The organism is Acetobacterium sp. MES1 (assembly GCF_002237635.1).
Classification (GTDB): Bacteria; Bacillota; Clostridia; order Eubacteriales; family Eubacteriaceae; genus Acetobacterium; species Acetobacterium wieringae.
In genome coordinates, this window is sequence record NZ_MJUY01000031.1 from 1 (window position 1) to 21,776 (window position 21,776).

Sequence of the window (21,776 nt, forward strand, 5' to 3'; positions counted from 1 at the left end):
GGGGCAAGCAAAAGTGGCAAAGGCCATAGAGCCTGAACGAAGTGAAGGCCAGCGTCTTGAGGCGCCGGCCGGTAACAGAGGCTTATAGCCTCAGAGCAAACCACCCGTTAGACGGGTGGTGCTGATTTTGAAACTGCGCCGAAAAACGGGGATCAGGACAAAGCGGCTCTTGATCCCCATCAGGCCGAAATTACCGGGATTGCCCTGGCGGTGCTGCCGGAAAAACCGCCCATCACCGCCGTCTACCTGCCCCTGCGCCATCGGGTCGGGGTCAATGCCGATCCGGCAGCGGTGCTGGCGCTGCTCAAAGCGACTGTTTTTGAAAACCCGGATTGTCTTAAAATTGCCCACAATCTGTGCTTTGAAAGCAAGTTTCTGCTGGCCGAGGGAATTGTGCTTAAGCCCCCGGTTTTTGATACCATCGCCGGGGCCCAGCTGATCTTAAAGGACACCAGCCATTTTCGACGGCTGAACGAGGCCGGTCTGAAGCGGCTGGTACGGGAGTGGCTGGGGGTGGAATTGCCCAGTTTTTTAGCGACGGTGGGAGACGGGAACTTTTGTAATCTGGATCCCCAAGCTGAAAAAACGGCGGCCTATGCTGGTGCCGATGCGGCTTTTGCCTTAAAACTGTGGCAGTTTGAGCAGGCCTGGTTCTTAAAATACCTCCCTAGTCATGGACAGCTGTTAAAAACCATGGAGTCGCCGGTGGCGATTTATACCGCCATGATGGAGTACGCCGGGGTATATATCGATATGCCGCTGTTATCAGCCAGTCAGGCAACCATCAAAAAAAACCAGGCGGTGCTTAAGCATACGCTTGAGCAGTCCGGGCAGCGGCGAGTGAACGTCGGAGCCAACGCCGCCACCAATGATTTTAAAACCTATTTATACAACGAACTGTCCCTCCCAGTATTAAAGACAACCGCCACCGGCAAGCCCTCGGTGGATAACGAAGCCCTGGATGCTCTGATGGATTATGCCCGGGAAAACAAGCCGGAAGTGCTTGGCTATCTGGAGTTGGTGGGCGATTTCCGCCGCCTGGGCAAACTTTTTAAAACCTACCTGATTGGGCTGCGCGATGCCAAAAATCCCGTCACCGGGGCGATTCATACCCGCTTTTTTCCGCTGGGCACCGAAACCGGGCGGTTTTCCAGCCAGCAGCCCAATTGTCAGAATTTGCCGACTGGATCAATCGGCGGCGTCAACGTCCGCGATCTGTTTGTGGCCCGGCCCGGCAAAATCCTGGTGGCCTGTGATTACAGCCAGATCGAGCTACGCATCGGGGCTTGGCTGACGGGGGATCGGGCCATGCGGGCGGTCTATCAAAACGGCGGCGACATCCATGCCAGTACCACCGCCGGAGTTTACGGCATCAGCCTGGCTGAAGCTTTAGACAAAGAGCATCCGCTTTATAAAGAGCGCCGCACTGTTGCCAAGAATATTAATTTCGGGATTTTCTACGGTCTTTATCCCAAAGGCCTTAAGCGGATTTTAAAGCTCAAGGCCGGTTTAAACCTCAGCCTTTCGGCCTGTGAGGCAATGATTTTTAACATTCATCGGGCTTATCCGGGGCTTAGGCCATGGCAGCAGGCGGTAATCCGTCAGGCCAGTTATGACCAGCAGATCGGCACCGCGCTGGGGCGCAAACGCTGTCTACCGGGGCTTAGTGACCCCGATGAGGCGACCGTCAGCCACGCCCGCCGGGCGGCACTAAACCACCCGATTCAGGGCACCGCCGCCGATATTTTAAAGCTGGCAATGGTTCGGCTGCTGCCGCTGCTGGCTGGAAATCCGGGGATCACGCCGCTTTTGACGGTTCACGATGAACTGGTTTTTGAGGTTGCTAACGAGGTGCTGGACTTAAGCATTGCCAGTCTCAAGCAGATCATGGAGGCGCAGCCATTCCCGGGCTTTGATCTGCCACTGGTGGTGGAAGTCAGTGTCGGCCACCGCTACGGCAGCCTGAAGCCGTATGCTGTTGACGAAGGCTTTGAGGCAGCGGCGGCCTGATCGGTTTCGGCGATTACGGGCGATCCCCGGACATTGTATGTTTCAAAATAGGTAATTGCGAAATGAAAAACATCGAACAATGGTTGCTTTGTGGACAGTTTCCACAAACAATTTTGTAATGTGTAGGCGAACAGTTCATCGAACTGTCCGCCGTACAGTGTAAAAATTGTTTCGTGCGAAACTGGGCGCAAAGCTCACGGCAGTTTCGCAATTACCTAATATTTCAAAATTCAAGGAGGTTCTTATGAATACCAACACCAACCTGGCGGCGGCCAGCCCGATTACCGTAACACCCGCCGAATTTCTGGCCGCCTTTCACCCCGGCCCCTACCATTTGCGCAGCTTTTCTGATCATGGCAAAGGTGGCGGCAAAAATTATCAGGTCAGCGCTGCCGAGCTGGCAACGGAGGATTTTCTGGCCGGGCTGCATCTGGCCAACCAGGCCCACCGTGCTGGCATCTTTTTTGTGGTCAATCCCGGCGGCCACCGGGATGACGAAATCACCACCGTAGCGGCGCATTTTGTGGAAGCCGACGATCTGTCGCTTGCGCAGCAGTATGATAATCTGCTGGCCTTTCCGCTGGAACCGTCGCTGATTGTTAAAACCCGGAAATCCCTTCATGGCTACTGGCTACTGAAAAATAGAGCAGAAATGGGTGAATACCCCAATGATCTGACTTGTAATGGCAGGGTTTTAAATGAAAGTAGTGGTAATAATCAAGTATTGTTTAAAGAATGCGATAATTCCGCAGAAAATTTGGAGAAACCATCGTTGACGGCCGCCGCCAACCTCCCGGATACCTCAGCGATTGACGGTATCGATTTGAATCATCCCGTCGGGGCGGTCTGTGACAGCCCGGACACGTCAGTGCCAGCGCTGTCGTCAAAGGGTGTAACGGCAGAATCCGTGTTCAATCAAGAATTAGCCACCGACCGTCGCCAGTTTCGTCCCATCCAGAAAGCACTGGCGGCTGTTTTTCAGGGCGATCCGGTGATTTCCAATCTTAGCCGGGTGATGCGGCTGCCGGGCTTTTTCCACAATAAGCAGGAGCCGGTGCTGGTGACCTGCATCAAATTCGACCCCCAGCTGCGCTATACCCAAGCCGAGATCACAGCGGCGCTTGCAGCCGTCACCGGAACCATGGTGCCCGCCATTGCTGCCGCCAAACCATCCACCGGAACCGCCAGCATCCCCGGCTTTTTTGCGGACACGGAGATGCCAGACCCCCAGCGGATGATTACGAGCTGTGCCTTTTTAAGCCATGCCCGGGATAACGCCGCCACCCTAAGTGAACCGCTGTGGTACGCCATGATCACCCAGCTGGCCACATTACCCGGCGGGGTGGCGGCCATCCATGGGCTGTCCCGGGATTATCCCGACTATACGGCGGCGGCTACCGAGAAAAAAATCGCCCAGTTTAAAAACACCGGCGCCGGCCCGATGACTTGCGAAACCCTAAAGGGCTGGGGCTATGCCTGCCCCCGGCGGAGCAGCTGTCCGGCCAAAGCTCCCTGGGAGCTGGGGAAGACCCCGCTGCCCAGCTGGTATCGTAAAAAAGCCAACGGCTATCGGCTGATGCCGGGGATTCTGGCCAACGAGCTGGCCAAACACAAACGGATTTTTTACGCTGGGGAGGCCTATTATCAATATCTGGGCGGGGTCTACAAAATGGTGGACGACCGTCACTGTCAGAAAATTGTTCGCAAGTATCTGCGTCCGGAGCTCGTTTCGATGGCTCAAATCAACGATGTACTGAGCCAATGGACGGTGGAAATCAGCCGCAGCGCCCAGGGACTCAACCGGGACAAGGGCACTATCAATTTAAAAAATGGCCGCTACGATCTGGCCACTGGGCAGCTAAAGCTCCATGATCCCAACATTTTATCAACCATCCAGTTGCAGGCCGGTTTTGAAAAAACTGCGGTTGCCCCGATTTTTATGGCTTTTCTGGCCGACTGTCTGGATGCCGACAGCCAGCTGCTGCTTCAGGAGATTTTTGGCTATCTGCTGATCCCCGAAACCTGCGCCCAGAAGGCCTTTGTTTTTGTGGGGGCGGGCGGCGCCGGAAAATCGACGCTGCTGGCGGTGGCTCAGGATGTGCTGCTGGGGGCGGTCAATGTCGCCAATATCCCCTGGCAGAATCTCGGGGATCGCTTTAAAACAGCCGAGTTGTTCGGGATGCTGGCCAATATTTTTGCCGATTTGCCGTCCAAATCACTTGAGGATAACGGCCTCTTTAAAAGCATCACTGGGGAGGATTTTATCACCGCCGAGCGCAAAAACAAAGACCCGTTTTCCTTTAAAGCCACCGCCCGGCTGGTGTTTTCCTGCAACAGCCTGCCCAAAAATCTGGGCGACCGTTCCGAAGCCTTTTACCGCCGCCTGATCATCGTTCCCTTTCTGCCGCCTAAACCACCGGCCCAGCGGGATCTTTATCTCAAGGACAAATTAAAAAACGAGGCCGCCGGGATTTTAAACTGGGCGCTGGCAGGACTGGCCCGGCTTTCGGCCAACCATTATTGTTTTTCCCAGTCGGCCAAGAGTGTCGCCGCCCTGGATGCCTACCGGATTGCTGGCAGCTCGGTGCGCTCCTTTGTAGATGAGCGCTGCGCTCTGAAGCGCAGTAACCAGGCCCCGGCCACCCAGCTTTTTATTGCCTATCAGCATTATTGCCAGGAGTCGGGCCTGCACCCGGTCAGTCAGAAACGCTTCTGGATGGAGTTAAAAGAAGCTTTTCCGGAGCTTGAAAAAATGAGGGATACGGTCTCTCGGCGGGCCCTCTACACCGGGATTACGCTGTTGGATCTTGAGGAGGTTGCCTGAAAAACCCCAGGCAGCTAAAAAAAATCACTTTTATGTTGGGATGATGGCAAAATTATTAAAAAGTCGGAGGGATTTCTTGGCTGATTAATGCGATTCGAAGGGATCGGAGAGGTTATTGTCATTATGGCAGAAATTATTTTATAAACAAAAAAACATTAGGGGAGAATTTCCGAGGTCAAACCCCTCCACCCCTCCGAAAATGTCCATCCCGAATGATTGCAGAATATTGCCTCACGGTAGAAAATATCGTTTGTTGGGGCGAGGGTCGGCCCTTTGGTGTCGTAATCGCCCGTCCCGGCAAACCTGTCCACTTTGACCGTAACGCTGATGGGGCGCAACTACTTAAAATCAAAACATTAAACCCCAATACAGGAGGACACGATGAAAACCTTAAAACACCAGATTACCCAGCTCGACGGCCAGATTTTTAGAAACACCCAGTACCGCCGCCACTACCAGAATCGGCTGGCCCAAATTGATGGCGACACCGAGGCCACCGCCCGCCGCTGCCAAAACCGGATTGACCGCCTGACCGACCAGATCGAAGCCGACCAGCATCAGGTTGAGCGTCTCCAGGCCCGGATGATCGACCTGATTGAAGGCCTGGGCGATCGCCGGATTCAGGAAATTCTGACGCGCCGCTATGTTGGCAATGAGTCCTTTGAAACCATTGCCGCCGCCATGCATTATGATCTCCGCTGGGTCTATCGGCTCCATCAGCAGGGGCTTCGGCTGATTAATCCGCTGGAAGCGGCGTGATCGGGAGGAGAACACCCCTCTGTTTGTGATCAGATCACATACAGGGGGAACAAGCATCCGGATCTTTTTTTAGTGCGGCAAAATCAAAGCATTTGAAATAAAAGGGGGAACAGCGTATAATAAAATCAGTTTATATGTGAGAGGATAACAAGATGACCGAAATCGAGAAACGTGACGCCGCCCGGGCCTTTGTGGCCGAGTGGCAGGATAAAGGCTATGAAAAAGGACACAGCCAGCCCTTCTGGCTGGCGCTGCTTAGGGATGTCTACGGGGTGGACAAACCCGAGCAGGTGATCCGCTTTGAGGATCAGGTGATGCTCGATCACACCAGCTTTATTGACGGCTATATTCCTGAGACCCATGTCTTAATTGAGCAGAAGGGCCAGGATCGGGATCTGCGCAAGGCCATTAAACAGTCCGACGGTAGCCTGCTGACCCCCTTTGCCCAGGCCAAGCGCTACTCCGCCAACCTGCCCTATTCCCAGCGGCCCCGCTGGATTGTCACCTGTAATTTCAAGGAATTTCTCGTTTACGACATGGAAAACCCCAACGGCGAGCCCGAAGAAATAAAACTTTGTGATCTGCCCGAGGAAACCTACCGCCTGGAATTTCTGGTCGATGCCCAAAATACCGAAGTCATCCGGGAAATGGAAATTTCCATCAAGGCCGGGGAAATCGTCGGCAAGCTTTATGATGCCCTGCTTAGGCAGTATCGCGACCCGACTAATCCCGAGTCACTTAAATCCTTGAATATGCTCTGTGTCCGCCTGGTTTTCTGCCTCTATGCCGAGGACGCCGGGATTTTTGGCAGACACGGGATCTTTAAGGATTATCTCAAGCGCCCCCCCGAACCCGCCGATGTTCGTAAAGCCTTAATTGAGCTCTTTGCCGTCCTCAATCAGCCCGTCGACCAGCGCGACCCCTATATGGATGCGGCGCTTATGGCCTTTCCCTATGTCAACGGCGGCCTCTTTGAAGCCGAAGGCATCGAAATCCCCGGCTTCTCCCCGGAAATTGTTGAACTTTTGATTCACGATGCTTCCGAGGATTTTGACTGGCAGGAAATCAGCCCGACCATTTTTGGTGCCGTTTTTGAGAGCACCTTAAACCCCGAGACAAGGCGGAGTGGCGGGATGCACTATACCTCCATCGAGAACATCCACAAGGTCATCGACCCCTTGTTTCTGGACGATTTAAAAGACGAATTTGACCGGCTTAAAAGCGATCCCGTGGAAAAGACCCGAAACCGCAATCTCTCGGCCTTTCAGGACAAACTGGCGGGGCTTAATTTTCTGGACCCGGCCTGTGGCTCGGGCAATTTTTTAACCGAGTCCTATCTCGCCCTGCGCCGCCTGGAAAACGACCTGTTGAAGGTGCTCCTCGGCGACCAAATCCGCTTTGGCAGCGAGCTGCATACCCCGATTAAAGTCTCAATCCACCAGTTTTACGGCATCGAGATCAATGATTTTGCCGTATCCGTCGGCAAGACCGCCCTGTGGATTGCCGAAGCCCAGATGATGAAACAAACCGAGGACATCATCCACAGCCACCTGGACTTTCTGCCCCTGAAATCCTACGCCAATATTGCCTGGGGCAATGCCCTGAGTCTGGATTGGGAAGGGGTGGTGGCCAAAGCGGAACTGGATTTTGTGATGGGGAACCCGCCGTTTTCCGGGGCCCGAATGATGGGAAAAGAACAAAAGACCGATATGGAAAGGATTTTTGCACACTTAAAGGGTCTTGGAAATTTGGACTATGTCTCGGCCTGGTTTGAAAAAGCCGCCCGGTATATTGATGAAACCTCGATTCGGGTCGCCTTTGTGTCCACCAACTCCATTACCCAGGGGGAACAACCGGCGATTCTCTGGAAAAATCTGATGGAACAGCAAGGCATTCACATTGATTTTGCCTACCGCACTTTTAAGTGGGAGAGTGAAGCCAAGGATAAAGCCGCCGTCCATTGCGTCATCGTCGGCTTCAGTCAAGTTCAGAATGAAAAAGAAAGACGGCTTTACCAGAGCGACAGCATCGTTCAGATCGCCCACAATATTAATGGGTATCTTGTGGATGCGCCAAACATCTTCGTGGAAAGTCGCTCAAAACCCCTTAGTGATGTGCCAGAAATTGGTATTGGTAATCAACCGATTGATGGGGGATTCTTTCTGTTTACCGAAGACGAAAAAAATGAGTTTATCAGCAAAGAACCCCAGGCTGAAAAATGGTTTAAAAAATGGTATGGGGCTAAAGAATTTATCAATCAGAAACCCCGGTACTGTCTCTGGTTGGGTGACTGTCCGCCCAATGAACTGCGAAAAATGCCGGAATGCATGAAAAGAGTAACATTGGTTAAAGATTTTCGCATGGAAAGCAAACGTACGGCGACATTAAAGCTTGCTGAAACCCCTACACGATTTCAGGTTGAGAACATGCCAAAAGGTGATTACGTAGTCATACCAGAAGTATCATCTGAACGACGTAGATATATACCCATGGGGTTTATGCAACCAGATATTCTGTGTAGTAACAAAGTTCGTCTAATGCCAGATGTAAATATCTACCATTTTGGTATTTTAAATTCAAATGTCCATATGGCCTGGATGCGGGCAATTTGCTGCCGGTTAAAAAGTGATTACAGCTACTCCATTAACATTGTCTATAACAACTTCCCCTGGCCCAGCCCCAGTCCCGCCCAGCAGGTCCAAATCGAAACCACCGCCGGGGCCATCCTGGCCGCCCGGGCCCTCTACCCGGATTGTAGCCTGGCCGATCTCTATGATGAGATCACCATGCCAAAAGAGCTGCGTCGGGCCCACCAGGCCAACGACAAGGCGGTGCTGGCGGCTTACGGTTTTGACAAAAACATCCGCGAATCCCAATGCGTTGCCGAATTGATGCGGCGTTATCAGGAGCTGACAGGGAAGTAAGTTTTAAATTGATAAAAATCTAGTAAACTGTTAAATTAAAACCATAATCGACATATTTTATTCCATTTAATATTTCAATTGCATAAAATAGACGTTATGTTATAATGAATAAAAAAAGTGGAAGGTGATCAAATGAATACCATCGTACGTATGCAAAGTATGACGATTAAAAATATAAAAAATGTGAAATCGGGGGTTGCCGATTTTCCATCCTATAAAAATGAGACATATTTTGATGGAAATTCAGAAATACTCGGTCTTTATGGGCAAAACGGTTCTGGAAAAACCACCCTGATTAATATGGCAGGGATTCTCAAACGCATTCTATCAGGGGATGCACTCCCTGACAATACCATCGAGCTGATGGATTGTAATGAACAGGAGAGTGGTTTAGACTGCGTTTTTTATATCGAAAAAAATAAAACTGACCGCCACCTGGTCTATTATCAGCTGGCGCTTCAAAAAACGATTGATTCTCAAGTGAAGATTATTGAGGAAAGACTTTCTTATAAAAAACTGAATGAAATTGAAGGCAAGCGGAAAACACGTAAATTAATTGTCGGCTTTGATTGTAAGAAAGCCATTACCGTCAAACCAAAAGATAAATTCAAGGATCTTGAAAACCGCAACATGACCCGCTCACTTAGCTTTAAAATTGCCATGGCATTGGGAGCCGAGCGAAAAACTTCGTATGTCTTCAGCCCGGAAATATCAAAAAAGTACAGCAGCTATTTAAAAGATGACACTGAAGCGATGATTATTGAAGACCTAAAAACATTTGGTCATCGCAGTCTTTGTGTTATTGAAAATGAACGGTTAGGGTCAATCCTGATGAATATCCTGATCCCCTTCAGCTTTCGGATTGACACAAAATACGGGTCAGCCCAGGGCGAGTATCCCATTGCGTTAACCGGTGACACACTGATCCGTGAAGAAGAATATGCGCTCACAAAAAAAATTATCCAGCAGATCAATGTGGTTTTGTCAAAAATTGTCCCTGAACTGCAGCTGGAGGTTCTGGAAAAATCATCAGAGTACAGTAAAAATGGTGAGAAAAAAATACGGGTTGAACTCGTCACGGTGCGCAATGGCAGAAAGGTTTCTTTAAAAAACGAGTCGGATGGCATTGTCAAGATCATTTCGATTCTCAGCAGCTTAATTGCAGTTTATAATCGGCCATCCTATTGCATGTTTGTCGATGAACTGGATTCAGGTATTTTTGAGTTTTTGCTGGGCGAAATTCTAAAAGTAATGAGCGAGGGTGGCAAAGGACAGCTTATTTTTACCTCTCACAATTTACGCCCGCTGGAAGTGCTTAACGCCAATAATATTCTTTTTACTACGTCAAATCCCGAAAAACGTTATGTTTATTTGTCGAACATCAAAAAAACAAACAACCTGAGGGATGTCTACTTAAGAACAATTTACATGGGTGGCAACGACGAACAGCTCTATATTGAAACCGATGCGGCGGCGATGCGAAAAGCCTTTAGAAAAGCGGATGGTCTATTCAAAGATGAGTAGACAGAAAATAATTCTATTTATCGTTGAAGGCACTACCGATGAGGATGCACTGAGCGGCATTCTCAAAAAACTGTTCCAGAACAACCTGATCAAATTTGCCATCGTCCGATCGGATATCACCATCGCACCTGGCATCAGTACGAAAAACTGCAAAGAAAAAATAAATGAAGTGGTTAAACGGTATATCAATACATATAAGGTTAATAAAAATGATATTTGTGAAATTGTCCATCTGGTGGATACCGATGGTTGTTACATCGATAAGTCGTGTGTGTTTAAGAGTCCCGATGCTGAGAAATCTTATCAACTAAACGGTATCTATGCCCTCGATCCTGAAAAAATGATTCAGCGCAATCAACTTAAATCAAGAATATTAAACAGTATTTTGGGCATCAGGGAATTGACATTTGATAATAATAAGGTCAAGATACCGTATTCGCTTTTCTATTTTGCATGTAATCTGGAGCATGTTCTCCATGATCAGCCGAATGCACTGCGAGAAGATAAGGAAGCTCTAGCTGATGCTTTTAGCGATAGCTATGAAGGACGGGAAGCGGATTTTCTGGAGTTTATCACGAACTCAGATTTTGCTGTATCAGGCAATTATCGTGAAACTTGGGACTTTATCCAAAATGATCTACATTCATTGGAACGACATACAAATTTTGGCGTTTATTTCAGGCGTAATGACAAAGTCTGTAAAGAATAAGGACGCTATCGGTTCAAAATAGAATACACCTGATCAAAATAAGCCGTGTTTAATTTAAACTTAAACCGGCTTTTTTTTATACAAAAAATCTGCCGCCGCCCCCTTGCTTAGCCATTTAAAGCCAGTCACCGGGCATGCTAAAATGGGTTCAAATAAGAGGAAAGGAGGACGACCAATGGCATTGACTAGCGATTTTCTTACCAAAAAAGTGCAGATCCGCTCCAACCACGGCATTGTCGATGGCAAGGAAAAAATCACCACCCGCACCTACGGCGACATCGTTGCCACCGCCACCGATCAGGCAATTTATGACACGGCCCTGATCATTGACGGCTTGCAGCAACCGATGATGGAAGAAGTCATCAAACACGATCTGTCCCTGCTGACGATGATCTAGGGCGATCTGTGATCACCCGTCGACCCTCTTAAAAACAAATGAGGGACAATCTCAGGGTTTACTGGCAAATCGCCGCCAACCCGCAAAATTTTAGCAGAGAGGAGGTAACAAAATGGCAGCAAACACCGTACTGCAACTGACCTTTAAACGGGCCGACTTAAAAACCACCACCATGACCATCACCGATCCCAAGGTGGGGCTCACCGTTGACGAAGTCAACACCGCCATGGCCGGGATGATTCAACAAGCGATTTTCGCACCTGATGGACAAGTCTTGACCGCCAAGGTCAAAGCCGAACTGGTCATCACTGACAAATCCGCCTTTACCATGAGCTAGGATAGCGGTTACCATGCTGGTGCCGTTTCGTAGGGGCGATCCCTGATCGCCCGCCCCTTTGGGGCAATCCAATGTCAATAAGAATGGACACCTCCGGGCGAACACGGTTCACCCCTACAAACTAATAATTGACAGCTTAGTGTAGCTATCACACGAACACCGTGAATCATCCTGTAGGGGCGATCCCTGATCGCCCGCCCCCTTCCGGGGCAATCCCATTAAGAAAGGAAAACAAAATGAACGCCTTTATCAAAAAAATTCAAACCGCCCTTAACGACCGAGGCTACGGCCCGTTAAAAATCGACGGCCGGGATGGGCCCAAAACCAAAAAGGCAATTACTGCCTTTCAGAAGGACACTGGTCTTGATCCTGATGGTCTGGTGGGGCCACTCACCGAAAACCGGCTGTTTTTGGAACAGTTGTCGGTCATTTCACTGGATGGCGATGGTTCCACCGCCCATTTTGCCCGGGCAGAATTTGCCTGCGACTGCCAGGGGGTCGATTGCGACGGCTATCCCGGCACCATGGATTGGGGCCTGCTGTTAAAACTCGAAGCGCTGCGCAACGCCCTTAATAATCCGGTGGTAATCACCTCCGGGCTGCGCTGTCAAACCAGAAACAATGAAGTCGGCGGAATTCCGGGATCTAAACACCTTAGTGGCCAGGCCGCTGATCTTTATGCCCCGGGTATTTCGATTGACCGGGTCGCCAGCATTGCCGAAAGCCTGGGTCTGTCCACCATCATCTACACCGAGCAGGGCTTTGTCCACTGCGAAGTCTGATCATTGACAGAAACGGATGGCATTATTTTGTCGCGTGAAACGGGAGGGTATGAAAAGGGGACGTTACGAATGTCAGCCCGCCGGGTCAAAAGGCGAAATGTCCCCTTGTCAAACCCGGGCAACCTGGTAATTTTTAGGGCATGACATGTGCCTAAATAAGACACAAACGTAAAATCAATAAAACGTTAAAAATCGAATCAGAAAGGTTGTGAACCCATGAAAATCAGTGACATCTCCCTGGTCTTTGCCCTGGCTGGCGGGGTGCTGGGCCAAATGCTCGGCGGCTTTGACGGCTTTTTACAGTGTCTCATCGCCTTTGTGGTGATGGACTACTTAACCGGGGTACTCTGTGCCCTCCAGAAAAAGCAGCTTTCGAGTGCTCAGGGCTTCCGGGGAATCCTCAAAAAAATCCTCATCTTCATGGTGGTCGGGATAGGCCACTTGTTGGACATCACCCTCCTTGGCGGTGCCGGGGCGCCGCTCCGGGTGGCGATGATCGGCTTTTATCTCTCCAACGAAGGCCTGAGTATTCTCGAAAATCTCGGACGTCTGGGGGTGCCCCTGCCCAGTCGTCTGGCAACTGTGATTAAGGAGTTGGGGGAGGAGGAAGAGCAGCATCAAGACTAACAATTTCGTCCGGATCACATGTTAGACAAACGCACTGGTATTAAGCTGGTGGGTTTGTTTTTTTGATCGGAATTCTGATATAATCTTTCCCACAGCGCCATTAAATGATACAATAGTTCCGTTGTAAGCGATTATACGAATGATTTGCAAAAGTTATTACACTTAAAAGATTGAGGTACTTATTGACTGGTAGTGTGAAATTTCTGAAAACTGGTATGCCAGAGAAAAAGTTACTGAAAATAGAAGAAAAGATTTTTCCAGTTAGTTAGTAAAGTAAGCTTTGGTGTTATTTACACGTTTGGTCAGATGAAATGATCTCAATGCCAAGTAAAAAATTTATAAGCATAAGGTGATATATTGAAATGAACAAAATAACTTTCCCACCACCATTTCTAAATTATGTATCAAATAGTCCGAGCTACTTTTCAATGCAACGATCAATGTATGAAAAAGCTATTGAAAATCTATGTAAAGCTGAGTTCCAGGAGAGGGGCGATGTTTATAATAATATTTTACGTTATACTAACAGTGATGAATACTTAAATTCGGCTAGAATGATTGAAACGCTGAGTGAGTTGCCGGAATTGTCTTTCTGTGATGTTGAAAAAATGCTCGAAGATGAAAAAAAAGATCAAGAGACGATTCAATTTCTTGTAGATCATGAAAATTTGTCAACTCTAAAACCAGAAGAATTGTCTTTTATCTACACTGCGTTGGGTCTTAGTCCAGAAAAAAACAAAAGAACTTTAAATAACTGGCTTGTAAATTTTGATAGTTTAACAGATCAGGAAATAAGAAATATTGAAGATACTAAAAATAATAAAAGAGGGCCAATTGGTGAATTAGTTGATTTTTTTCGTACTGGATTTTTAGTTGATTACGGTGATAGCACAAGTTTTATCGATTTAATTAGACAAGGTCGCCAACGCTATTATTATCGTGGTGAAAACGCATTTTATGGTTCCAGTAAGGCTAATTACTTTCGGAATTTTGTTGGGAAAACGGATAAAGATCGTATGAGAATTATCATTAGCCAATTACAATTGTTTAATTTTATTCGTTTTCTTGAGAAATTTGACATATGCAAAAAATGGACATATGGTCAAATTTTTCCATATGCGATTGCACAGCATTATGGGTTTCCAACAAATCTGATGGATGTTACGAGTAATTTAGATGTAGCTCTATTTTTCGCTTGCTGTAAATATGACAATGATTCAAAAAAATGGCGACCCTTAGAACGAACTGATTTTGAAAAAGTTGATTCAAGAAAAAATGTTGCTAATATGGGGGGAGATTCCCGTTATGCTGTTATTCACAGAGCTTTATCTGAAATTGTTGATTGGGCATATTATGTTGAAAGAAAAGGGATCAAACTAACGAAAGTTATGCCAATTGGTTACCAACCATTCATGCGTTGTAATTATCAATATGGATATCTCATTCGTACGAATAGCAAATATGATATGTATAAAGATCCGACATTTGAAAAATTTAAAATTCCACTCTCAGAAAAACTCTGCGAAATGGTATATGAAAAAATGGAGCATGGGAAAAAAATATATCCAAATGACGGTTTAAATGAATGTGAGGATATAATTGAAAGTATTAAAAAATCAAAATCCTTTTATCTCTGTGATTTAGAACCAACTGCCAAAGAGTTTTGGCCAAACGTACCCATACCTTATGTCAGAGATAGGCTTGAAGATAATGGATGTTCATTTCATGAATACGAAAAAGAATTGAGCCCTAGACGTATTAAACGTATTGCCAAATTAAACAAAAAGTGGAGAGGTTTCGATTTTGAAGAACACTACGGTTTTTCAGTTAAAATGAGACCCATGATAACAATCGGTAGAGATACTTTATAGAGGTAAGATATGAAAATTGAAGTTGGCGAATCGTTAATGTTATCATGGCTGCGGCATGTAGATGTTTCATCTTCAAGAATAATTTCTAAAGAAATGGTAAAAATTGAAAATACAGATATTGATGGACTCAAAGAAATGAAAATTGGTGTAATTGTAAGAACAGTATTGCGGGGGATACTTGAAGATGGAGATGTTTTACCTGAAGAAGTAGAAAAAATGCAGACAAATGAATATTCTAAGGAGACCTTTGGTATTCAATTTCCATTACTATTAAAAGTGAAAACAACTGGTGGGGTAAAACCAGTCAGGTATTATGCAAATCCTGTAAGAGTTCATGGTAGAGAATATTTCCTCTGTTCAGAATGGTACGAAGTTCCGACAAACAATGATCGGCCATATTTAATGAAGTGGCTCATTTTGCATAAAAAACGGACTGGGTGCATTGAATCTCATAGCTAGTAATATTGCTAAAGAAAGAAAACACAGAAGCGGTGGTTTTGTCTAATTAGAAGAAGATTTTGATTGATTGGTTCCAAGCACACGTAACTTATGTTAGGCATAATAGATTATTTTTGAGAAAAAATAACAGGATGGGGTATACAACGAGCAAGCCGGTTGGCCTTGTCGCAGCATCAAAACTGGGGCTCGTTTAGGATAACATGGAGGAAGAAAGATGGAGATTGTAATGGTACACGGATACTTTTTACGAGGTACCGGCAGTAACCTCTTTGTCGCAAATACCTGTCGGGAATTGTGTAAGCTGGGGCATCAGGTAAAGTTGTTCTGTCAGGAAGAAAAGCCCCAGTTGTTTGACTTTATCGAAACCGCCTGGGACTTTGATCGCCACAACCACAATATTACAATAGTTTATCAACAAGCGACCCCCTATCCGGGGAAATGTCAGTTGTATCGACCCAATCTGAATGGTTTTTTACCAGTCTATGTTTATGACAATTACCCGGGTTATGTGGTAAAAACCTATTCTGACTGTACCCCAGCAGAAATTGAAGCCTATATTGAAGATAACCGTCGAGCGCTGGATGCTGTCGTCGACCCGGGGCGCACCGCTCTGGTCTTAAGCAACCATAGCATTATGCAGCCGGTTTATGTAGCCCGGAGTCGACTGGGCCACTGCCGCCACGTGATGACCGTTCACGGTAGCTGTTTGAATTTTTCGGTGCGCCACAGTCTCTTGTTAAAGGAATACGCCCGGGAAGCTCTGGCCAATGCCGAGTGGGTAGTTTTTATCAGTCAGTATTCCAGACTGGAGTTTCTGGCGTTTTTTGACAATGACCCAAGTCTTTACGCAAAATCGCTGGTGATTCCGGGCGGGGTGGATCTGAAGAATTTTATCAGTTTAAATGGTAGCAGTGAGAAACAGGCCGAGATCGATGGTCTGCTGGCCAGGCTGGCAGCGCCCCCCTTGATCGCTGGACAGCCCTCAGCTGCGACGGCGCTCTGGCAGACCGATGAAGACGTCGTTCGTAAGCTGGGTCGGATTGACTTTACGGATGAAAAAATCATCTTATATTATGGCAAGTATTTGTGGACAAAAGGGGTACAGTTACTGATTGCGGCAGCGCCGCTGATGCTGATGAAAAATCACCGACTGCGAATCATTCTGGTAGGCTTTGGGTCATCCCGGGATTATTTTGAAACTCTGATAAAGGCTCTGGATCAGGGGGATCTGGCACCTTTATCACACTAATCAGGAAACCGGACAGTGTCGATGCCACCATTGCTGCCGATGCTTCCGTTTATTTTGAAGCATTGTTAAATAAATTGAATGACCCGGATTTTGCCAGCGCTTATCTAGCAGCCGCCACCGGAGCCATCCGGGAAGCGATTGTTTTCACCGGCTATCTTGATCATCAACATTTAAAAAGCCTGATTGCCTGTTGCGAAATTACCGTAGCTCCATCAATTTTTCCCGAGGCATTTGGGTTGGTGGCCGTTGAAGCACTGGCATCAGGGATCATCCCGGTGCTGACCAACCACAGTGGTTTTGCCGAAGTGATCAGCATCTATCGCCAGATTTTTGGAGACATTTTTGACCAGGGCGAAGCCGATGGGGCTTTTAGGCCGCCAGCACTTGATAGTGAGCTGGTTTTTGACCTAGCAGGGTCGCTAAATTATCTGCTTAACTATTATGCGGGGCTCAGCAACAGTGCCCGACAGGAAGTCCGCAACCGGGCCCGGAAAATTTGTGTTGACAACTACACCTGGGAAGCCGTGGTGCAGCGCTACCTTCGTTGTAGTAACGGAGGTAGCGCTGTTGATCTCGGCCAGAATTGGATGCCGCCAAAAGGAGAATGTGATGGAACAAAACACAATCAATGACAAGATCATGATGGTCAATGCCCAGGGGATTGTCCTGGGTGCCAGCGCCGCCTGTGCCGAATTTCTTGAGCAGAAGCTTGAGCAACTAAACGGCATTTATATTTTAGATCTGAATTTCGGCCTAACCTTAACCCAATTTTTGGCATATTTTGAAAAGATAAAAAAGGACCATCACTTTGCTTTCAAAACTTATTTTACCAATCAGGCTAACCACATGATTCATATCGACGTGCGGGGAATTTATGTGGATTCTCAGGAGTTGGTGCTACTAAACATCAGTACAGGTGTTCCGGAAGAAACAAAAAATTATTTCAGCGATCCCAAAAAGCTGCTGATGGAATTCCCGACTACCGCTGTTGAATTGAGTCTGGGTGATGTGATGGACGCCACCCTGTTCCAGAATATCATGGACTATTTTTACGAACTGACCGGGATCCCGGTGGGGATTATTGATATGAATGGCAATATCATTGTCAAAGAAGGATGGCAGGATATCTGTGTCAACTTTCATCGGCTTAATCCGGCTTCCTGTAAAAACTGCCTGGAAAGTGATTTTGAAATAACCAAAGGAATCGAAGTGGGTGAATACCGGAGCTATAAGTGTAAAAATAACCTTTGGGACATTGCTACCCCGATTTATCTGGGAAATCAGCGGATGGGGCATATTTACCTGGGTCAGTTTTTTTACACTGATGAATCCATCGATTACGACTATTTTCAAAATCAAGCCAGAGAATTTGGATTTGATGAGGAAGCTTATATGGCGGCATTGGAGCGGGTTCCACGCTTTAGTCATCGACAGGTGGAAACCGCTATGAAGTTTTATACCAAGATGGCCAGTTACATCTCGCAATTGAGTTTTACCAACATCAAGATCCATCAAACCATGATTGAACTGTATAATGTCATGAATTTTCAAAATGCTCTGATGGATGCGGTACCTTCACCGATTTTTACAAGAATAAAGATCTGGTCTATCTTGGTGGCAACAAAACCTTCGAAGAGGCGATTGGTTTGGCGCCATCGGATTATATCGGTAAAACGGTGGTTCTTCCGCAAAAACCCGTTATCCAGACTTTGAATGTGGATCGTACATCAATTTAGCCGTCAGTAATTTTTGACCGCATCGACCATACATGGTTCGTTTTATCATTTTGAGTTTGTTGTTAAACCCTTCCACAAATCCGTTTGACAAATCACTCATAACCGCGTTTTCAACCGCTTCAAGATCTTTTTCCAGACCGGTTGCAAATATTGCCAGCGGCTTCAGCTCAGATTCTTTGTATCGATCAATGAACAGATACAGCTGGGGCAGACTTTTTTCTTTGAAAACCCGGCGGAATTCCTTGACGCATTTGTAGAGCTCCCAGATAATTGGATAATTTACCATCAGATAGTCACGGTGTTTGGGTAAAATATCTTCATTCATCCAGAGAAACCGGAAGATTTCTCTCCGGGATAGATGATCAAATTTATTTAACTGTTTCTTACGTTCGATGGCTTCAATTGATGAGCTTCTGTAAACAGCGATTTCAATGCCCTGGTTTTGAATCAGTTTGTTCATGTAATCATAGGCTGCAGTCATTTTTCCCGGATAGCCCTGTTTTATGATCTCACGATAAATGTCCTTACGGATCATCCCGGCAATCAATGATCTTACAATGTAATCATGATAGCGATCCGCACAGCTCTGTGGTTCCCGACAACATAATGCGTCAAAATCTCCGCTCATATAATTACGAACAGTTTTGCGACTGCACTGGAGGAACTTTGCCATTTGGCTGATGCTGAAACCGGCACTGGTATACTCTTTGACTGCGTTATACAGTTGAATGCGCTTTTCATCATATCTGAGTGGTTTTTCATAACAATCATTTTTTTTTAGACTCCTCCTTTGCTGTTTGATTTTCTTCCGGTGATTGAAAATCCGCCGGGATCTGATCAATCGGTATTTTTATATCCGCCGGCACAGCTGATTTGAGTGCATTCTGAATGGCCTCCAGCAGATTCTGATGCAGATGGAACCGGTCTGCAATCTGCATGGCGTCAGGGAGGATTTCCCCAATGGCGGAAGCATATGCCCCGGCCCTGTCTCTGGTGATGCGCTTGACCTGCTTGTTCTGCTGCAGCCAGGCCTTGAGCGTATTGCTGTCACGTCCATTAAGAATGGCAACCGGTTTGTGAGTGGCTTCGTCAACGATCACTGTACCATAGCGGTTTCTTTTCTTGAAAGCAAAATCGTCGATGCCGATTGTCTCGCCACAAACTGGAACCGGCTGAGCTTCATAACGTTCTGTAAGAAAGCGAATCACACTGTCGCCACTGATATGCAGATTCATCGCCTGGCAGATCCGTGCACACCCTTCACAGCTCGTTTCCATTGCCAGCATACAGATGAAATCTTCACATCGTTGAGTCATCCGCCTGTTTGCGTTGAGAAAGCCATTAAATGTTTCTGCAACGGTTATCACCGGGCAAGCTGCATTTTTACATAGATACTCATGGGCTTTAATTCTGAGCTGGACATTTTTCCCAAGTATGGGCAGATCCTGAACTTTTCTTATATAGGTGCCGTGAGAATGCTCAAGTGTCTGATGACATTTGGGACAGATGCAGAATCTACTCACTGATTTCATATGGATAACAATTTTTTCGGTTTCAATTACTTCGGTGATCTTTAAAACATCGGTTGGAAAGAAATGATCCAAAATCAGTGTATTTGGAGAATCCATTTTTACACACTTCCTTTCTATTTGATGCTTCTATTATATCACTTCAGCTTTAATAAACGGTTTAGTTAACGGCTTTTTGCGGAAGAACCAAAACGGTGTTTGATATTTCGTCCCGGGAATTGGCAGAGGCTTATCATCAGGCCGATGTCGAACTGTTGAAGACTAAAAAACCTCAGGTTTATGATTTCCAAATCGTGTCCTCGACTGGCAAAAATAAAAGTGTTATTTTTAACAAAGCTATCTTTACTGACCAGGCTGGTGAAGTGGCGGGGATCATCGGTGTTATTCAGGACATTACCGAGATGAAACAGGCTCAGGAATATCTACAGAAGGTGAATGAAGAAATAATTGATACCCAGAAAGAAGTCATTTATACTCTGGGTGAGATCATCGAGACCCGTTCTCAGGAGGCTGCCAAGCATGTGGTGCGGGTAGCGGAATACTCACATCTGATCGGGCTTAAGTATGGCTTGAATCAGGAAGACGCTATGCTGTTAAAAATCGCAGCACCGATGCATGACATTGGCAAAATCGGGATACCGGATCATATTCTCAACAAACCGGGCCCCTTGACCCGGGAAGAGTTCGATTGTATTAAAACCCACACGACCATCGGCTATAATATTATGAAAAAATCAAGCCACAAAATTTTAAAAATAGCTGGGATCATTGCCTTAAGCCATCATGAACGCTGGGATGGCACCGGTTATCCCCAGGGAATAGCCGGGGAGCAGATCAATGTGTTCAGTCGCATCGTATCGGTAGCCGATGTTTTTGATGCCGTTTCTCACAAGCGCTGCTATAAGGAGGCCTGGCCGTTGCATCAGGTAAGACACTATCTGGTGGAGCAATGCGGGAAGATGTTTGATCCTCGGGTAATCACCTTGTTTCTTGACAACTGGGAAGAAATTTTAATGATACGTTCCGAGTATTCCGATGCAAGTAGCTAGAATTACACATTAACTTTTGCGTTGATAAAGCATCCGGGAAAACCGGAAACTGATGACATTGGCAAAAATGGCAAGGATCAACACGGCAATCCAAAGACTGCTCTGCAGCACGTTATATAAAAGCAACATCAGGCCCATCGCCGGGAATAGCGCTAACACCCCGATAATATCGGATTTTTGGGCCTCGAACAGATAAAAAATCAGAAACTCGAGGGGTAAAAACAGTGCTACAAACAATAACCCATCAGGGACAATAGCGGTTTGCACAATCGCAAAGATGTCCGGTTTGATGGCGTGGTTGATGTTAGAAAACAAAATGATCAGCGGTGTGGCAACCAGACAAAAGAGATAAAGGATGATGCCCCGGGCTCCGATAATGATTGTCGGGGTAACCGGGAGGAGGCAAAATAGAAACTTCGTTTTATATTTGGCGTCGTTAAAAGCAAAATTCCGCAAAAGCAAATAGGATAGCATCAAAAGTCCCACTGCAAAAACAATGACATTGGCACGATCATTGTTTATGTTAATCTGATTAAAATACATTGGGTACAACACAATACAGAGCAGCTGCAACCAGACAATTTGACTGAATGTCGAAATCTGCATTTTGGTGAAATTGCATTTTGGTGAAATGAAGAAAGTTTGACTTTAGCATGATGGCCTCCTGGCATAGTAGTTTAAAATATCCTCAATTGAGGGAACTTCATAGACGGTTTGGCTGGGCAGAACTTTTTTGAGGGCGGCTTTATTATCGGTTAGCCCCTCAAAGCCGTAGCTGGATTTATTCAGGCCGACAAAGTGATCGGCGTGATCGGGCAGTAACAGGGCAGGATCGCCTTTAACAATGGCGTGCTGATCTTTTATTTAGACTTTAGTCTGTTGAGCACGCAAAACGTGCGAAATAATAAACCACCTGCTATGCGGGTGGTGGGCAAAAGGGTTATACCCAAAAATCACCTTTCCATGTAAGATAGAGATGTTCAGGCTCTA

At 46.7% G+C, this 21,776-nt stretch carries 19 protein-coding genes; 16 read left to right on the top strand and 3 right to left on the bottom strand.

Annotated elements, in window-relative coordinates; translation table 11 throughout:
- Nucleotides 1–210: 210 nt before the first annotated feature.
- The 15 genes from BI182_RS10205 to BI182_RS10275 all read left to right on the top strand — a co-directional run bounded on the left by BI182_RS10205 (nucleotide 211) and on the right by BI182_RS10275 (nucleotide 18,185).
- The gene (locus BI182_RS10205; RefSeq protein WP_286807697.1) at nucleotides 211–2,010 is read left to right on the top strand and encodes a DNA polymerase; all 1,800 of its coding nucleotides are present in this window, start codon (nucleotides 211–213) and stop codon (nucleotides 2,008–2,010) included.
- A 244-nt stretch (nucleotides 2,011–2,254) separates the two neighbouring features.
- Nucleotides 2,255–4,834, top strand: coding sequence for a DNA primase family protein (locus tag BI182_RS10210; RefSeq protein ID WP_286807702.1), 2,580 nt, complete (start codon nucleotides 2,255–2,257; stop codon nucleotides 4,832–4,834).
- A gap of 381 nt (nucleotides 4,835–5,215) precedes the next feature.
- Complete coding sequence (locus BI182_RS10215) at nucleotides 5,216–5,593, top strand: hypothetical protein (RefSeq protein WP_286807706.1); 378 nt, start codon at nucleotides 5,216–5,218, stop codon at nucleotides 5,591–5,593.
- Nucleotides 5,594–5,745: 152 nt separating this feature from the next.
- Nucleotides 5,746–8,517, top strand: a complete 2,772-nt coding sequence (locus BI182_RS10220; protein ID WP_286807708.1) for a DNA methyltransferase — start codon at nucleotides 5,746–5,748, stop codon at nucleotides 8,515–8,517.
- A gap of 132 nt (nucleotides 8,518–8,649) precedes the next feature.
- Nucleotides 8,650–10,041, top strand: coding sequence for an ATP-binding protein (locus BI182_RS10225; protein ID WP_286807710.1), 1,392 nt, complete (start codon nucleotides 8,650–8,652; stop codon nucleotides 10,039–10,041).
- Complete coding sequence (locus tag BI182_RS10230; RefSeq protein ID WP_286807717.1) at nucleotides 10,034–10,750, top strand: hypothetical protein; 717 nt, start codon at nucleotides 10,034–10,036, stop codon at nucleotides 10,748–10,750. Before BI182_RS10225 ends, BI182_RS10230 begins: the two co-directional genes overlap by 8 nt.
- 175 nt (nucleotides 10,751–10,925) lie before the next feature.
- A complete protein-coding gene (locus BI182_RS10235; RefSeq protein ID WP_228883552.1) occupies nucleotides 10,926–11,147 on the top strand; it encodes a DUF1659 domain-containing protein in 222 nt (73 codons plus the stop codon).
- A gap of 112 nt (nucleotides 11,148–11,259) precedes the next feature.
- Nucleotides 11,260–11,484 (top strand): DUF2922 domain-containing protein, encoded by a 225-nt coding sequence (locus tag BI182_RS10240; protein ID WP_228883554.1) that lies wholly within the window; start codon nucleotides 11,260–11,262, stop codon nucleotides 11,482–11,484.
- 236 nt (nucleotides 11,485–11,720) lie between these two features.
- Nucleotides 11,721–12,266, top strand: a complete 546-nt coding sequence (locus tag BI182_RS10245) for a D-Ala-D-Ala carboxypeptidase family metallohydrolase (RefSeq protein WP_228883557.1) — start codon at nucleotides 11,721–11,723, stop codon at nucleotides 12,264–12,266.
- A 216-nt stretch (nucleotides 12,267–12,482) separates the two neighbouring features.
- Nucleotides 12,483–12,893, top strand: a complete 411-nt coding sequence (locus BI182_RS10250) for a phage holin family protein (protein ID WP_228883559.1) — start codon at nucleotides 12,483–12,485, stop codon at nucleotides 12,891–12,893.
- A 362-nt stretch (nucleotides 12,894–13,255) separates the two neighbouring features.
- Nucleotides 13,256–14,764, top strand: a complete 1,509-nt coding sequence (locus BI182_RS10255; RefSeq protein ID WP_286807731.1) for an FRG domain-containing protein — start codon at nucleotides 13,256–13,258, stop codon at nucleotides 14,762–14,764.
- 9 nt (nucleotides 14,765–14,773) lie between these two features.
- On the top strand, nucleotides 14,774–15,223 hold the full coding sequence (locus tag BI182_RS10260) for a hypothetical protein (protein ID WP_228883563.1): 450 nt from the start codon (nucleotides 14,774–14,776) through the stop codon (nucleotides 15,221–15,223).
- A gap of 214 nt (nucleotides 15,224–15,437) precedes the next feature.
- Entirely contained in the window at nucleotides 15,438–16,472 is a 1,035-nt protein-coding gene (locus tag BI182_RS10265) for a glycosyltransferase (RefSeq protein ID WP_286807734.1), read from the top strand.
- Between the two features lie 62 nt (nucleotides 16,473–16,534).
- Nucleotides 16,535–17,104 carry a glycosyltransferase gene (locus BI182_RS10270; protein WP_286807736.1) on the top strand — a complete coding sequence of 190 codons (570 nt, stop codon included), beginning with the start codon at nucleotides 16,535–16,537 and terminating at the stop codon, nucleotides 17,102–17,104.
- Nucleotides 17,082–18,185 carry a PocR ligand-binding domain-containing protein gene (locus BI182_RS10275; protein WP_286807740.1) on the top strand — a complete coding sequence of 368 codons (1,104 nt, stop codon included), beginning with the start codon at nucleotides 17,082–17,084 and terminating at the stop codon, nucleotides 18,183–18,185. Before BI182_RS10270 ends, BI182_RS10275 begins: the two co-directional genes overlap by 23 nt.
- On the opposite strand, the gene BI182_RS10280 is transcribed toward BI182_RS10275, so the two are convergent.
- Together BI182_RS10280 and BI182_RS10285 are read right to left on the bottom strand one after the other, a co-directional pair.
- On the bottom strand, nucleotides 18,171–18,881 hold the full coding sequence (locus BI182_RS10280) for a transposase (RefSeq protein WP_286807752.1): 711 nt from the start codon (nucleotides 18,879–18,881) through the stop codon (nucleotides 18,171–18,173). The two genes, BI182_RS10275 and BI182_RS10280, sit on opposite strands and share 15 nt — an antisense overlap.
- Before the next feature lie 94 nt (nucleotides 18,882–18,975).
- Nucleotides 18,976–19,836: a transposase gene (locus BI182_RS10285; protein ID WP_286807760.1), complete on the bottom strand. Its 861-nt coding sequence runs from the start codon at nucleotides 19,834–19,836 to the stop codon at nucleotides 18,976–18,978.
- Between the two features lie 95 nt (nucleotides 19,837–19,931).
- On the opposite strand from BI182_RS10285, the gene BI182_RS10290 reads away from it, so the two are divergent.
- Nucleotides 19,932–20,786 (top strand): HD domain-containing phosphohydrolase, encoded by an 855-nt coding sequence (locus BI182_RS10290; protein WP_286807761.1) that lies wholly within the window; start codon nucleotides 19,932–19,934, stop codon nucleotides 20,784–20,786.
- A 9-nt stretch (nucleotides 20,787–20,795) separates the two neighbouring features.
- Here the strand turns inward: BI182_RS10290 and BI182_RS10295 are convergent, their stop codons facing one another.
- Nucleotides 20,796–21,392 (bottom strand): ABC-2 transporter permease, encoded by a 597-nt coding sequence (locus tag BI182_RS10295; RefSeq protein WP_286807762.1) that lies wholly within the window; start codon nucleotides 21,390–21,392, stop codon nucleotides 20,796–20,798.
- Nucleotides 21,393–21,776 lie beyond the last annotated feature (384 nt).